Genomic DNA, 14,315 nt, shown 5'->3' with positions numbered 1-14,315 from the left:
TTATAGTGTGTACTCACTTAAATTTAAACGTTGGCGCTTTGTTTTGTTCAGTTTTCAAAGAGCAATGCTTGTCGTTTCTCTCAGAAGCGACTTTATAAATTTATCACATCTCCTTACTAGTGTCAACAACTTTTTTTATTTAAAAAGGCGTTTCTTTCTAACCTCTAGTAGATGCAATGTCGTTTTAGCGACAAGATATATCTTAACAACTTCTCAAAGATTCGTCAATACTTTTTTCACAAAAATATTTTTATATTAAAACTCATTTAAATCCACACTTTTTCACCTATTTAGCGTGTGTTTAAAAAAGGAAGATCAAAAGAGCCGCGAAGTTCGAGGAGGACTGGAAAGACAGAGCGACAAAGAAATTTGATTGCTATTTTTCTCGGACTTTTTGAACAACCTCTATTACTTAATAGCTACACACTTCATACTAACTTATTAGTATTATAAAGCTCGAAGAGAACGACGTAATAATTATCACACAAAAAAATTCGAGAGAAGTTTCCCTCGAATTCTTCAAATAATCCAATAATCAATTGCCGCTAATGTAGCCACACCTGGGATTCCTAAAATTCCCGCTACTGCAGAAGTGGCTAAATTAATAGGAACATGGATCCCTACTTGATTACCAAGCACATTTAGAAAGAACAAAAAGACAGCTCCGATGATTAATTTAACAACTCCCTGCCCTATTAGTCGGATTGGTCTTATAGGTGCCCCGACAAAAAGCAGTAATACAATTAAACCAGCTATTACACCTACAATAACAATTGGCTCCACCATCATTCCTCCTCATTAGCTCGTACTACATTCTATGTAGATAAAACTAAATAAGAACAAAGATGAGATGATTGCATTCCTCACTTACGTTTACTAGCCGTCACTTTTCTTCTTTTTGCTTCTTTAAATAGATAGAAATATTTAATTTCAGAAATTTTTGCTTGTATAATTGCATATTCTGATGGATCAAGGCTTTTTTCCAGTAATGATTTCTGGTTAAGCCAACTTCTTTTAATTTCCTCCAGTTGTTGCACTAGTTTTTGGTTATTTTCGTTGCGAAGTTCACCTTTTCGACGAAAGAACACAAAAACCCCTCCCCACTACTTCTTAAATTTCCCTTCTTCCTTCGAGTGCCTTAGATAATGTCACTTCATCTGCATATTCTAGATCTCCACCTACAGGTAATCCGTGTGCAATTCTTGTGACTTTAATTCCTGAGGGCTTTAATAACCTAGAGATATACATTGCGGTCGCTTCCCCTTCAATATTAGGGTTCGTTGCCAAAATGACTTCTTGAACCGTTTCATCTTGAAGACGCTTCAATAAGTCTGGAATGTTAATATCTTCTGGCCCAATCCCATCCATCGGTGAGATACTCCCCTGTAATACGTGGTAAAGCCCGTTGAATTCACGCATTTTTTCCATAGCAATGACATCTTTAGGTTCCTGTACAACGCAAATAACATCACGACTTCTTCGCTGATCTTCACATATATAACATGGATCTTGATCTGTTATATGACCACAAACCGTACAATAGGAGAGGTTTCGCTTGGCATTCACAAGTGCTTTTGCAAAGTCCAATACAGTATCTTCTTTCATGCCTAGTACAAAGAATGCAAGTCTCGCAGCGGTTTTAGGTCCAATCCCTGGCAATTTCATAAAACTATCAATTAGCTTCGTAATTGGTTCTGGATAATGCATAAAATACCTCCTAATAAGAAAAGCAAAACGCCTTGTTTAACCTAAAAGCTAGCATATTTCTTGCTTGGCTAGATCATACAGTTCTGGGCCGCTTTCGCTAAACACCACAACTTATTGAAAAAACGTATCTTTTTATTACTAAAAAAACACAAGCGCCTTCAACAAGGCGCTCATTTTTCCTTCAATTTAGCTAGTTACATCATCCCACCAGGAAGATTTAACCCTTTCGTGAATTGCCCCATCGTTGAATTAGTCAATTCATCGGCTTTTTTCAGTGCATCATTCGTTGCAGCAAGCACTAAATCTTGTAACATTTCAATATCGTCAGGATCCACAACTTCAGGTTTAATGGTTATATCAACAATTTCCTTATGACCCGTTACTACGACAGTCACCATTCCACCGCCCGCTGTTCCTTCAATTTTCTTTTCACCTAACTCTTCTTGAGCCTCGGCCATTTTTTTTTGCATTTTTTGCATTTGTTTCATCATGTTCTGCATATTTCCCATTCCACGCATTCCCATTTGTATTACCTCCCATTATTCTTTAATTTCAAGCAATTCATCTCCAACTAACTTTCGCGCTTCTGCTATAAATGGATCTTCTTCTTTCGTTTCTGTTTCTTGCTGACCATCAAGTTGCTGAGTGGAGAGGAATCCCTCCCGTATACTTTGCCACTGACTCTCAGGCACTCCCGACATTTCCAGCCTATGACTCGTCACATTTTCCATGATTGAAGCCATTGCTTCAATAAAACGGGTGTTTTCCATAGCCATTTGGCAATGAATATCATACTTGAATTTTAACACAAAAGCCTGTGAAGAAGCAGCTACTGGTTCTGCTTCATTTAATAATGCTGCCAATGATTTTAAATTTTGCTGACCTAGCTGCTCAAGTACTTCACCCCATCTGCTTTTCACAAGCGTTAAATCTTGTTTTGTTGCCTGACGGAGGACTTGAGTTATTTTTCCTACTGGTGCTTTATATGATTTTTTTACAGTACGAGGGGTCTGTGGCTGTTTTTCAGCTTGGGCTGTAACTGCTTGGCCAATTCCTCTTTCTTTCAATTCCTTTAGTTGCTTTTCAAGCTCTTCTATTTTACTAGTAAGCTGTCTTACCTGAACATCTGACACAGCACTCTCACGTTCCTGATTACAGAGCTTAACTAATGCAACTTCTAAAAAAATTCGTGGATGATTTGTCCATCTCATCTCTTGCTGAGTTTTATTAAAGCTTTCGATAATACCATAAATATCTCGGTTTGAGATAACCTCTGCCAATTCCTTGAATTGCGGGTCAATTAGTACTCTCTCAAATGAGTTCGCCATCCCTGGTGCTGCTTGATAGAGGAGCATATCTCGGAAAAAGAAAATCATATCCTCAATGAACCTTGCTGGGTCTTTTCCCATGGCTAATAGCTCATCTAATACTTCCAAAGCGTCCGCTACATTTTTGTCATAAATAGCCCGTGCTAATTTCCCTAAAAAAACATGGGAAACAGAACCTGTTACGGTTAATGCATCTTCTACACTAACTTCATCAGAACTAAAAGAGATTGCTTGATCAAGCAGACTCAATGCATCCCGCATACCTCCTTCAGCTGCTCTGGCTATAATATGTAGAGCTTGTTCATCTACAGTAATACCACTCTCAGAAATAATCTGGGACATCCGCCCGATTATATCCTGGGGCTGTATGCGTTTAAAGTCAAAGCGCTGTGTTCTTGAGATGATGGTTAAAGGAATTTTATGAGGTTCTGTAGTTGCTAAAATGAAAATGACGTGCTGTGGTGGCTCTTCCAATGTTTTTAATAAAGCATTAAAGGCGCCTTGTGAAAGCATGTGTACTTCATCAATAATGTATACTTTATATGTACCTGAATTTGGTGCATATTTCACTTTATCTCGAATATCACGGATTTCTTCGACGCCATTATTGGATGCAGCGTCAATTTCAATTACATCCTGGATTGATCCATCTGTAATTCCTCGGCAGGACGCACATTCATTACATGGTTCATTTGTCGGTGACTTTTCACAGTTAACAGCTTTAGCGAGTATCTTCGCTGCACTCGTTTTCCCAGTACCGCGTGGACCAGAAAATAAATAGGCGTGGGAAACCTTCTGTTGCAGAAGTGCATTTTGTAACGTTTTCGTTACATGCTCCTGACCAACTACATCAATAAACTGCTGTGGTCGCCAAACTCGATATAATGCTTGATACCCCACGTTGTCACCCCCTTATTTTCTCCCTATCTATTATACCTACTATTTGTATGAAGGAAAAGGGGACGGATCTTTACAATACATAAAAAGCATTACTAAATAACATTTAAAAATGAGTTTTTGTGTAAAAGCCTGTAATATGTTATTTTGCTCTGCTTTTGCCATCCCCTTGATGTTGGTTTAGCTATTTTTATCATTTTCAAAAATGATAAAAAAAAACCCACCCAAAAGGATGAGTTGATTTATTATGTAATATGCCGTGCACCTTCTGTCGATTAGCTCCCATAAGCGTTACTTAAGCAGTTAGCTCGGCCCAGGCAACCCTGCGGCACATGGAAACTTCCACTTAATGCTGCTTCCTTCCGGACCTGACATGGTTCATGGAGTTCCATTGCGCAGGACCCGAGCGTCAACACCACTTACTTAAGGCAGACCCTACAGGAAACTAACCTCGAGAAGGAATTCGGCCTCGCTAGAGCGGATTGCGAGTACAGGGCACCGCTACCTCCCCGCTTAGCACGGCATGATTCATTATACTAAGTTATATAAAAAAAAGCAATGTTAAACATCTCGAAAAAACTGTTAAGAAGAATAACTTATTACTAACCTTTTTCCAACATAGCTTTTCTTGCTTCTTTTTCCGCCTTTTTACGTAAGCGGATACCTTTAAAAAATTCCGTTAAAATTTCTCCGCATTCCGCACCAAGGATGCCACTCGTTACTTCAGCTTGATGATTAAAGCGCTCATCCTGTAATAAATTCATAAACGTCCCCACGCAACCACCTTTTGGATCATTTGCCCCAAATACAACACGTTTTACCCTTGATTGAATGATTGCTCCTGCACACATCGGACAAGGCTCAAGTGTGACATAAAGCGTAGCCTCTTCTAGGCGCCATGTCCCTTGCGATTGGCAAGCACGGTCAATTGCTAAAAGTTCGGCATGAAAGATTGCATTTTGCTCTGTTTCCCGTAAGTTATGCCCTCTTGCGATAATCTTATCATGAAGTACGATGACTGCACCGATTGGAACTTCATTTATTTCACCGGCCTTTTTGGCTTCTTTTAATGCTTCCATCATATAGTATTGATCGTCCATCTTCATTTTCCTTTCGCCTTCATTCACGTTCTTTTCATACATCGACCCGACTATTTCAAAACGAGTAAAGCACCAGTCATTTAGACAAACTACTCATATTCACTTCGTACTTGTAAGCACAGTTACATATTGAACAAACATCTACAAAAAAGGAGACTACCTAAGATGAATCAAGAAAAACCGCAACAAGCTTTACTCATTATAGATATGATTAATGATTTCAAATTCCAAAATGGCGATATGCTTCTTCAACATACTATACCAATCATTCAACCAATTATCACTTTAAAAAACATTTGTAAAGCAAAGGGATATCCTATTATTTATATTAATGATCATTATAATTTATGGCAGGCTAATTACGACAAAATTATCGCATTGTGTAAAAACGAAAAAAACATACAGATTATTGAACAAATTATACCAGAAGAAGATGATTATTTTTTAATCAAGCCAAAGCATTCGGCATTTTACGGAACTGCTCTTCACATATTATTACACCATTTAGGTGTCAATCGGCTTGCTATTACAGGGATTGCGGGTAATATTTGTGTATTATTCACTGCAAATGATGCTTATATGAGGGAATACCCGCTATGGGTTCCTGAAAATTGCCTTGCATCTGCCAGTAATGATGATAATCAATACGCCCTTACCATGATGAAGAATGTACTTAAAGCACAAATAGAACCAGTATAATTTCCCCTGATTTCAGGTATCGCCCAAAAGGTATAGCTAAGTATAAATCCTCCGATATATACAATTCTCTATTAAAGAGAATTCTATCACCCCAGTTCGGCAGTCTGTGATACAATAATTTGTGGCTATTAATAGCCACAGACAGAAACGCCCGATTATCCCATTGGAATATCGCTTTAAAGGAGGACGTAATTCATGATAAACACACCATTTATCACCGTTGAGGGGCCAATTGGTGTGGGGAAAACATCGCTTGCTAAAGCAATCTCTGAACACTTCCAATTTGCCTTATTAAAAGAAATCGTCGATGAAAATCCTTTTCTGGGTAAATTTTACGAAAATATAGATGAGTGGAGCTTTCAAACAGAAATGTTTTTCCTCTGCAACCGCTACAAACAACTCGAAGATATTGAAATGAATTTCCTTGCTAACAACCAAGCTGTTGTAGCAGACTATCATATATTTAAAAACCTGATTTTTGCAAAACGTACGTTAAGAAATCGTCAATACGATAAATACTTAAATATTTTTAAAATCCTCACCGAAGGCATGCCTAAACCAAATATGGTCGTTTACTTAGATGCAGGTCTAGAAACATTGTTAAAACGAATAGGAAAACGCGGCCGGGATTTTGAAAAGAATATCAGTCCCATTTACCTTGAACAATTATCAATTGATTACCATAATTTCATGGCAGCATTCGAAGTACAGCACCCAGATATTCCAGTTCTTCGCTTTAATGGAGATGAAATTGATTTTATTGAAAACAAAGAAGATAGGTCTATGATCATGACCCGCATTGAGAACGCGCTTCAAAAAGGAGTATATACGAATGAATCTACGAAAAAAGTTTGATATCCCATCAAGTTCAGTCATTACGATTGCAGGAACGGTAGGTATCGGAAAATCCACCATGACAAACGCCTTGGCTAACGCCTTAAACTTTCGCACTTCCTTTGAAAAAGTTGATACAAACCCATACTTAGATAAGTTTTACGAAGACTTCGACCGATGGAGCTTCCATTTACAAATTTATTTTCTCGCTGAACGTTTCAAGGAACAAAAGCGTATATTTGAATATGGCGGAGGGTTTATTCAAGATCGGTCTATTTATGAGGATACGGGAATTTTCGCAAAAATGCATTACGAAAAAGGAACAATGAACCCTACCGATTATGAGACCTACACAAGTCTTTTTGACGCGATGGTCATGACCCCATATTTCCCACACCCAGACTTGCTTATCTACTTAGAAGGCTCGCTAGATGACATCTTGGCTCGAATTAAAGTCCGTGGACGTCCTATGGAACAACAAACCCCTATCGAGTATTGGACAGAAATGCACCGACGTTATGAAAATTGGATCAACCAATTTAACGCTTGTCCAGTCTTACGATTGAACATTAATGAATATGACCTTATCCAAAGTGAAGAATCGATTGAGCCAATTGTCGAACGAATTTCAAGCTTCATAAATCATACAAAAAAGGTAAGAAGAGTATAAATAAGTCACCCTATCTGGGTGATTTTTTATACATAAACATTTAGCTTAAAGAGTAAAGGCACTAGCGCCTTTAAGGAACTTCGACTTAGATTCACCACGTTCTGGACAAGCATAAACCAATCAAACACGATAGTGGCGAGTTTCTCTCCAAAAGCTTGATTTGATTAGAAGGGGTAGCCGCTTGCACTAGATGCAAACAGATAAATTCAGTTTTCCACTGAAATAATTTCCTAAGCAATAAAAAAAGACTCGTTACATATGCAACGAGTTTTACGAATTCCAATTTATGCGCTGTGGTTAATTAAAAAAGACTGGAGGAGGTAGAGGGATTCGAACCCCCGCGGGATTTGACTCCCCTGTCGGTTTTCAAGACCGATCCCTTCAGCCAAACTTGGGTATACCTCCGTATTGACATTTATTATATTACAATAGGTTTATAATAAAGTCAACGGACCATTTCTTTGTTTTTCGTAATGAATGTAAAAGGGGTTGTCTCTTAGGATTTAACCCTTTATTGAGACAACCCCTGCTTTCATTACGGTCTTATTACTTCCGCTCCGCGCATGTATGGACGCAATACTTCTGGAACGATTACGCTACCATCAGCTTGTTGATAATTTTCAAGAATAGCTGCTACCGTTCTTCCGATAGCAAGGCCAGATCCATTTAGTGTATGAACATGTTCTGGCTTACCCTTTGGATCCCGACGGAAGCGTATATTTGCCCGTCTTGCTTGAAACGCTTCAAAGTTACTGCAAGAAGAAATTTCACGATAGGTTCCATAGCTCGGAATCCAAACTTCAATATCGTACTTCTTGGCTGCTGTAAATCCAAGATCTGCCGTACACATACTTAGTACGCGGTATGGCAGTTCAAGCAGCTGTAACACCTTTTCTGCATGACCTGTTAGCTTCTCAAGCTCTGCATAAGAATCCTCGGGTTTCACAAACCTCACAAGCTCTACTTTATTAAACTGATGCTGACGGATTAATCCACGTGTATCGCGACCAGCAGACCCAGCTTCTGAACGGAAGCAAGCGCTATATGCTGCATAGCCAAATGGCAAAGCTTCTCCATTTAAAATTTCATCACGATGATAATTCGTCACTGGTACCTCAGATGTAGGAATTAAGAAATAATCTTCACTTTCTATCCGGAACGCGTCTTCTTCAAATTTCGGCAGTTGCCCAGTACCTACCATGCTTGTCCGATTCACCATGTAAGGAGGCATCATCTCTTCATACCCGTGCTCCTCCACATGTAAATCAAGCATAAAACTAATTAATGCGCGCTCTAGACGCGCGCCTAAGCCTTTGTAGAATACAAAACGGCTTCCCGTTACCTTGGCTGCCCGTTCAAAATCCAAAATTTCCAATTCACTAGCAACATCCCAATGCGCCTTAGGTTCGAAGGTAAATTGAGGAAGCTCCCCCCATTTTCTTACTTCAACATTATCATCCTCTGTTTCCCCTACAGGAACACTTTCATGAGGTATATTTGGAATTGATAAAAGCATTCTTTGTAAATCAGCTTCCACTTCACGTAACTCATCATCAAACCCTTTTATCTGATCGCCAACTTCTCTCATTTCAGTAATTAATTGATCTGCGTCTTTTTTCTCACGCTTTAACATAGCAACTTGTTGAGATACTTCGTTTCTACGACTTTTTAACTTTTCCCCCTCAGCAATTAGTGCTCGGCGTCTACCATCCAGCTCCTCAAATTTCCCAAGATCAGTTAAGTCTTCACCCCTGAATTGCAATGCACGCTTTACTTCTTCTAAATGATTACGTAGATATTTTAAATCCAACATCTCACATTCCTCCTTCATTTTGATTACAATTAGTTCCAGGAACGCAAAAAACTCCCGTCCCTATAAAAGGGACGAGAGTTAACCCGCGTTGCCACCCTAGTTGAAGACACAATTGTACCTTCCACTCGTAAGATAACGGCATAAGCCGAAAGTAATTACTACCCAAATTATCGGGGTTCCATACTTTACTCCAGGATGGATTCATAAGCTTCTTCCACCGATTCACACCTACCACCGGCTCTCTTTAGAAAGCAAGACTTATTACTAGTTCCTGTCATCGTTTTAATAAATGAAATTGTTTTCCATAATGTACTATAATTATTACCTTGTTGCAACCCTTTTATCCATAAACAAGAGGTGGAAATCAAAACCAACCTTTTACTGTCTCGGAAGCACTGCTCCAAATATCAGCGAAGAATCCACCTACAGCTCGAGCAGATAATACGAACCAGTTTGCCTTTTCAACTGTTTCTGCAGCTACAACATCTACTCTAGCTGTTTTGGCACCTGCTTCATCAATAAATCCGTAATCTGTTCCATCTTTCGACTTAACTGTTAAATAACCAATTACATCACCTTTTTTAACTGGTGCTTCAAGTTTACCGTTTTTATTCAACTTCTTTTCATCAATAACCAGTTCAGGTTTATAATTCTCTTTATTAGCATGATTAATGACTGCAGTAATGGCTTCTTTTGATTCGATCTTCACTGAATTTGCTTTCCCGTCTGCTACAGGAATCGTCTTATGACCCTTTACTTGATAGTTTGCCGGTACAAGTTCTTCCTTACCAAAATTACCAAAAGCATAATTCATGAGTTTAATGCTATCCTCAAAACGTTCAGTTTTAGAAGTTGACTTCATTACTACCGTGATATAACGTTGGCCATCTCTAATTGCAGTAGCTGTATGTCCGAACCCTGCAAAGTCTGTAGACCCTGTCTTTAACCCATCGACGCCCTCATACTCATAAATCAATCCAGGCAACATCCAGTTAAAGTTTGGATATTCCCTCCCGTCTCTAAATTTCAATCTCGAAATTTTTGAATATTCTAACGCCTCCGGATAATCGGTAATTAAACGATAAGCAAGTGTTGCTGTATCTCTCGCTGTCATAACATTTTCTTCATTTTCATTACCAGCTGGTATATTCCCCATTAGACTCGAATTATTTAAACCGCTAGAGTTCACAAATTTATAATCTTTTAACCCTAATTCTCCAGCCCTTTTATTCATTAATTCAACAAAATTTTTCTCGCTTCCGCTTATAAGTTCCGCTAATGCTACAGTAGCAGCATTGCCAGAATAAATAGCCATAGCTTCGTACAATTCTTTTACTGTGTAATCTTCACCTTGCGTTAGTCCCACATTGGATAAACCAGGTGCCCTAGAAAGCTTATGAATATATTCGTTAATATTGACTTTCTGGTCCCATGTAATTTTCTTATTTTTTATTGATTCCAAAACAATATACTCTGTCATCATTTTGGACATTGAGGCAATGCCGAGCACTTTATCTGCATTTTTCTCATATAGGATACGACCTGTTTTCCCATCAAGAATGATTGCAGCTTCCGCTTTTAAACCAAGATCGACTGTATTAGCCTTTGCATCATTTGGTAGAAGCGCAAGTTGTGATAATACTAGAGTAAGAACCGTGATAAAAATTAGTGAAATCTTGCTAAATCTTTTCAATTTTTAATACCTCCAACTAACTTGATCTATATATTTCGAAGAATCTCTCCTCGTTATTTGATGTGCACTTTGTTTAGTTTATCATAAAAAAAACAAAAAAAGTAGACAGAGTACTTTCCTACTCTGTCCACATATTTTAACTTGTTAATATGAATATAAAGTTCTAATTATAAAGAATAATTCGGTGCTTCTTTTGTGATTTGTACATCATGTGGATGACTTTCACGCAACCCTGCACCCGTCATCTTAATAAATTGGGTTTTTTCTCGTAAATCTTGTAAGTGTGCAGCACCGCAATAGCCCATTCCTGCACGAATCCCACCAATTAGCTGATAAATCGTGTCAGATAATGGCCCTTTATAGGCTAGGCGTCCTTCAATGCCTTCTGGTACGAATTTTTTATTATTTTCCTGGAAGTAACGATCCTTTGAACCATTTTCCATGGCTGCCACAGATCCCATCCCACGATACACCTTAAAGCGGCGTCCTTGGAATATCTCCGTTTCCCCAGGGCTCTCTGATACACCTGCAAGCATACTGCCTAACATTACGGCATGACCGCCAGCTGCCAAAGCCTTGACGATATCACCAGAGTATTTAATGCCACCGTCGGCGATAATTGTTTTCCCATGTTTTCTTGCCTCAGTCGCGCAATCATAAACGGCTGTAATTTGTGGAACTCCAACACCAGCAACAACACGCGTCGTACAGATAGACCCAGGCCCAATTCCAACCTTGACTACATCGGCCCCAGCCTCAATTAGTTCTTTCGTTGCTTCAGCTGTTGCTACGTTACCAGCGATAATCGTTAATTCTGGATAAATTTTGCGTATTTCTTTGACTGTATCTATTACACCTTTTGAATGCCCGTGTGCAGTATCAATTACAATGGCATCAACGTGAGCTTTGACGAGCATTTCAACACGCTTTAGCGTATCTCCTGTTACTCCAACTGCTGCACCAGCAAGCAATCGACCGCGTTTATCTTTTGCTGAGTTTGGAAATTCAATGACCTTTTCAATATCCTTAATTGTGATAAGGCCTTTTAATACACCTTTTTCATCCACAAGTGGAAGTTTTTCGATTTTATGTTTTTGAAGAATATTTTCAGCTTGTTTTAAATCTGTTCCAACTGGTGCTGTGACCAAATTTTCAACAGTCATAACATCAGCAATATTAATAGAGAAATCTTGGATAAAACGCAAATCCCTATTTGTAAGAATTCCAACAAGTTTTTGTTCTTCAAGATTATTTACAATCGGAACACCAGATATACGATATTTCCCCATTAGATGCTCAGCATCAAAAACCTGATGCTCTGGAGTTAGGAAAAATGGATCAGTAATAACTCCGCTTTCCGACCGTTTGACCTTGTCTACCATTTCCGCTTGCTCTTCAATTGTCATATTTTTATGAATAATACCTAATCCACCCTGACGAGCCATAGAGATTGCCATCTCAGCTTCAGTAACTGTATCCATACCAGCACTTAAAATTGGTAAATTCAATTTTAAATTTTCTGCTAAAGTAATTTGTAAATTAACATCTTTCGGTAGAACTTCAGATTTTGCTGGCACTAATAATACATCATCAAAGGTCAATCCTTCTTTTGCGAACTTATTTTCCCACATTATTTTCCCTCCAGATTAAAAAAATATTATTAGTAGGTTATCAATTGGACAAAATACTGTCAAGGAGAACAGAAAATTTCTGATTATTCTATTTATTGGAAGGGGAATATTTTATGATGAATCACCCTACTATTTGGAACTCATTTAGCAACTTTTACTCTGCATCTCGGACACAAATTTATTTAAATAAATGCTATCGTTCCATAAATGACCCAACGGCAGATAAGAATAGTTACGAAAACTGCTACCCCTTCATTTATTATCTTGAACACGGTCAGACCTATTATACCCAAGCAAAGATTGCACCTCTCTCGATTCAGCCTGTCCTTATGTTTTATGGATTTACTCAACTTCTCAAGGCATGTGTTCTCACGAGCGATCCCCACTACCCAGAAAACACTGGAGTCCTTGCACATGGAGTAACCACAAGAAAGCGTAAGAAACAGCAATATGAATTTTTGCAAGATGAAGTCAAAATCCAGAAAAATGGGTTGTATATGCATGCACTAGATAAAGTATTCGGCATAAAACAAATTGAGAATGAGCGTTATACTATGAAATCCTTGCTTACAGAAATCCCAGAGCTTTATGAGAGCCATCATTATTTATTCGGTAAGAAAAGCTACAAAACTCTACAGCTTCACAATAATCGATATCAATTATCACCTTCTATACTTGATACATATCAAATGACAGCAAATCGTTTTAAAGAACATCTAGAATCAAAAACAAAGCTAAACATATCTATTACAGAATCTGAACTCTTAGAAATGGAAATAGATCAAAAGCTTTTATTCAATAAGCATGCCCCTATCCGATATCATTTATTTGATAAAAATTTTATGCTTTCTCTCACTAAAAGTTCTGAGTGTTCCACCTTACCTGAAGTTATGCTTCACTATCTTTTGCTGTATAACTTGAGCATGATATGTCGTTATGAAACTGAGTGGTGGTCAGAGCTATTGAAGACAATGCCTAATGAAGACTATCCGCTCATTCTTCAATTTTTATCAATAACGCAAGAAAAAATCCCGTTTTTAATTTACCAATGGTTAACAAGTGAAAGATTCTCCACCCAGTAATTTTTTAAAGATACAACATGGCTTTAAAATAAAACAGGGAAACTAACTCGAATAGTGCGAGTTCAAAAAGAAGGATAAAAAGAGCCCAGAAGTTCGTGATGCGATCTTCTCAAATCCTTCGCGTATACAATAATACGTGAGGATCGGATTTGCACAGGGTGTGCTGACTTCTTTTAATGCAATTCGCAAGCTTTTTTATTGGACTCTTTGAACATCCTCTAAATAAGGGTCCAGAATAGCATTTTAATTGGGAAGACTGTTTAAGATAATGAGGCTCTGTCTCCTTTTTCTTCACCTAAAAATGTCAGCCCTTGGTTTTAGAATGATGAATAAATTGTTATGTTATTCCGTCTCTAAGCCCTAGGGCATATCTAGTTGCACGCCGACAAGTCATTCGAGTGAAGTTGTCCATTGGATTCACTCGAATGGTTAATACACGATTTCAAAGGGGTAAGGCGCTCGTGCTTGACGGTCGACATGCATAAATACCTTGAGGAACAATTACTTGATGCACCCATATCCTATGAGCTTTGCTACCATCATCACATTAAGTGAAAGTCCGAGCTCAAGAGGTGTAAAGTTGACAACAAAACTTCTTGAAAAAACTTATACGTTATTCAAAAAAAGACCCGCCACAAATAGCTGGTCTTTCGAATTGGTTAGCAGCGTCCTACCATCCAGTGCTTCTGAAGGACAATGAAAATCGGAGCTCTTCTTTCGTCATATTCAAGCCTAAATTAAAAAGAGGCCAGCTATAAATAGCTGACCTCTCAGATTGCTTGGCAACGTCCTACTCTCACAGGGGGAGACCCCCAACTACCATCGGCGCTAAAGAGCTTAACTTCCGTGTTCGGAATGGGA

Annotated in this window: 13 protein-coding genes, 1 tRNA gene, 1 rRNA gene, 1 other RNA gene and 1 other annotated feature; of the genes, 4 read left to right on the top strand and 12 right to left on the bottom strand. The window is 38.4% G+C overall.

Translation table 11 applies throughout. The features are described 5' to 3' along the window. Positions 1 to 519: 519 nt before the first annotated feature. The 7 genes from AC625_RS00085 to tadA all read right to left on the bottom strand — a co-directional run bounded on the left by AC625_RS00085 (position 520) and on the right by tadA (position 5,032). Entirely contained in the window at positions 520 to 783 is a 264-nt protein-coding gene (locus tag AC625_RS00085; protein ID WP_049683511.1) for a pro-sigmaK processing inhibitor BofA family protein, read from the bottom strand. An 80-nt stretch (positions 784 to 863) separates the two neighbouring features. Then, a complete protein-coding gene (locus AC625_RS00080; RefSeq protein WP_049679467.1) occupies positions 864 to 1,088 on the bottom strand; it encodes a YaaL family protein in 225 nt (74 codons plus the stop codon). A 22-nt stretch (positions 1,089 to 1,110) separates the two neighbouring features. Next, the gene (recR, locus tag AC625_RS00075; RefSeq protein WP_049679466.1) at positions 1,111 to 1,707 is read right to left on the bottom strand and encodes a recombination mediator RecR; all 597 of its coding nucleotides are present in this window, start codon (positions 1,705 to 1,707) and stop codon (positions 1,111 to 1,113) included. Between the two features lie 194 nt (positions 1,708 to 1,901). After that, positions 1,902 to 2,225, bottom strand: a complete 324-nt coding sequence (locus tag AC625_RS00070) for a YbaB/EbfC family nucleoid-associated protein (protein WP_049683510.1) — start codon at positions 2,223 to 2,225, stop codon at positions 1,902 to 1,904. A 21-nt stretch (positions 2,226 to 2,246) separates the two neighbouring features. Further along, the gene (gene dnaX / locus AC625_RS00065) at positions 2,247 to 3,935 is read right to left on the bottom strand and encodes a DNA polymerase III subunit gamma/tau (protein ID WP_049679465.1); all 1,689 of its coding nucleotides are present in this window, start codon (positions 3,933 to 3,935) and stop codon (positions 2,247 to 2,249) included. Between the two features lie 254 nt (positions 3,936 to 4,189). Beyond that, positions 4,190 to 4,454: signal recognition particle sRNA large type (gene ffs / locus AC625_RS25245), an RNA gene on the bottom strand. Positions 4,455 to 4,534: 80 nt separating this feature from the next. Then, on the bottom strand, positions 4,535 to 5,032 hold the full coding sequence (gene tadA / locus AC625_RS00060; RefSeq protein ID WP_156187626.1) for a tRNA adenosine(34) deaminase TadA: 498 nt from the start codon (positions 5,030 to 5,032) through the stop codon (positions 4,535 to 4,537). 165 nt (positions 5,033 to 5,197) lie between these two features. On the opposite strand from tadA, the gene AC625_RS00055 reads away from it, so the two are divergent. The 3 genes from AC625_RS00055 (at position 5,198) to AC625_RS00045 (ending at position 7,235) form a co-directional block, all read left to right on the top strand. Continuing rightward, positions 5,198 to 5,731 carry a cysteine hydrolase family protein gene (locus AC625_RS00055; RefSeq protein WP_049679464.1) on the top strand — a complete coding sequence of 178 codons (534 nt, stop codon included), beginning with the start codon at positions 5,198 to 5,200 and terminating at the stop codon, positions 5,729 to 5,731. A gap of 195 nt (positions 5,732 to 5,926) precedes the next feature. Then, positions 5,927 to 6,586, top strand: a complete 660-nt coding sequence (locus AC625_RS00050; RefSeq protein ID WP_049679463.1) for a deoxynucleoside kinase — start codon at positions 5,927 to 5,929, stop codon at positions 6,584 to 6,586. Beyond that, positions 6,564 to 7,235 (top strand): deoxynucleoside kinase, encoded by a 672-nt coding sequence (locus AC625_RS00045; protein WP_049679462.1) that lies wholly within the window; start codon positions 6,564 to 6,566, stop codon positions 7,233 to 7,235. The genes AC625_RS00050 and AC625_RS00045 overlap by 23 nt, the downstream gene beginning before the upstream one ends. 312 nt (positions 7,236 to 7,547) lie before the next feature. Here AC625_RS00045 and AC625_RS00040 read toward each other — a convergent pair. From AC625_RS00040 to guaB, 4 genes are all read right to left on the bottom strand, one after another. Further along, positions 7,548 to 7,640: transfer RNA gene (locus tag AC625_RS00040), tRNA-Ser, on the bottom strand. Positions 7,641 to 7,770: 130 nt separating this feature from the next. Continuing rightward, on the bottom strand, positions 7,771 to 9,048 hold the full coding sequence (gene serS / locus AC625_RS00035; protein ID WP_049679461.1) for a serine--tRNA ligase: 1,278 nt from the start codon (positions 9,046 to 9,048) through the stop codon (positions 7,771 to 7,773). A gap of 64 nt (positions 9,049 to 9,112) precedes the next feature. Continuing rightward, positions 9,113 to 9,335 (bottom strand) — a binding site (T-box leader). Between the two features lie 77 nt (positions 9,336 to 9,412). Further along, positions 9,413 to 10,741, bottom strand: coding sequence for a D-alanyl-D-alanine carboxypeptidase family protein (locus tag AC625_RS00025; RefSeq protein WP_049679459.1), 1,329 nt, complete (start codon positions 10,739 to 10,741; stop codon positions 9,413 to 9,415). A 167-nt stretch (positions 10,742 to 10,908) separates the two neighbouring features. Beyond that, positions 10,909 to 12,372: an IMP dehydrogenase gene (gene guaB / locus AC625_RS00020; RefSeq protein ID WP_049679458.1), complete on the bottom strand. Its 1,464-nt coding sequence runs from the start codon at positions 12,370 to 12,372 to the stop codon at positions 10,909 to 10,911. A 113-nt stretch (positions 12,373 to 12,485) separates the two neighbouring features. On the opposite strand from guaB, the gene AC625_RS00015 reads away from it, so the two are divergent. Then, entirely contained in the window at positions 12,486 to 13,454 is a 969-nt protein-coding gene (locus AC625_RS00015) for a YaaC family protein (RefSeq protein ID WP_049679457.1), read from the top strand. A 777-nt stretch (positions 13,455 to 14,231) separates the two neighbouring features. Here AC625_RS00015 and rrf read toward each other — a convergent pair. Next, a 5S ribosomal RNA gene (gene rrf / locus AC625_RS00005) occupies positions 14,232 to 14,315 on the bottom strand; the annotation flags it as partial.

Source organism: Peribacillus loiseleuriae (genome assembly GCF_001183985.1).
Classification (GTDB): domain Bacteria; phylum Bacillota; class Bacilli; order Bacillales; family DSM-1321; genus Peribacillus; species Peribacillus loiseleuriae.
This window is presented reverse-complemented; position numbering and strand designations above follow the sequence as displayed.

Excerpts from the sequence above, each read along its gene's own strand:
- recR (WP_049679466.1), bottom strand. The coding sequence starts at position 1,707 with ATGCATTATCCAGAACCAATTACGAAGCTAATTGATAGTTTTATGAAA.
- serS (WP_049679461.1), bottom strand. The coding sequence starts at position 9,048 with ATGTTGGATTTAAAATATCTACGTAATCATTTAGAAGAAGTAAAGCGT.
- AC625_RS00045 (WP_049679462.1), top strand. The coding sequence starts at position 6,564 with ATGAATCTACGAAAAAAGTTTGATATCCCATCAAGTTCAGTCATTACG.
- AC625_RS00055 (WP_049679464.1), top strand. The coding sequence starts at position 5,198 with ATGAATCAAGAAAAACCGCAACAAGCTTTACTCATTATAGATATGATT.
- tadA (WP_156187626.1), bottom strand. The coding sequence starts at position 5,032 with ATGGACGATCAATACTATATGATGGAAGCATTAAAAGAAGCCAAAAAG.
- AC625_RS00050 (WP_049679463.1), top strand. The coding sequence starts at position 5,927 with ATGATAAACACACCATTTATCACCGTTGAGGGGCCAATTGGTGTGGGG.
- guaB (WP_049679458.1), bottom strand. The coding sequence starts at position 12,372 with ATGTGGGAAAATAAGTTCGCAAAAGAAGGATTGACCTTTGATGATGTA.
- AC625_RS00015 (WP_049679457.1), top strand. The coding sequence starts at position 12,486 with ATGATGAATCACCCTACTATTTGGAACTCATTTAGCAACTTTTACTCT.
- AC625_RS00070 (WP_049683510.1), bottom strand. The coding sequence starts at position 2,225 with ATGCGTGGAATGGGAAATATGCAGAACATGATGAAACAAATGCAAAAA.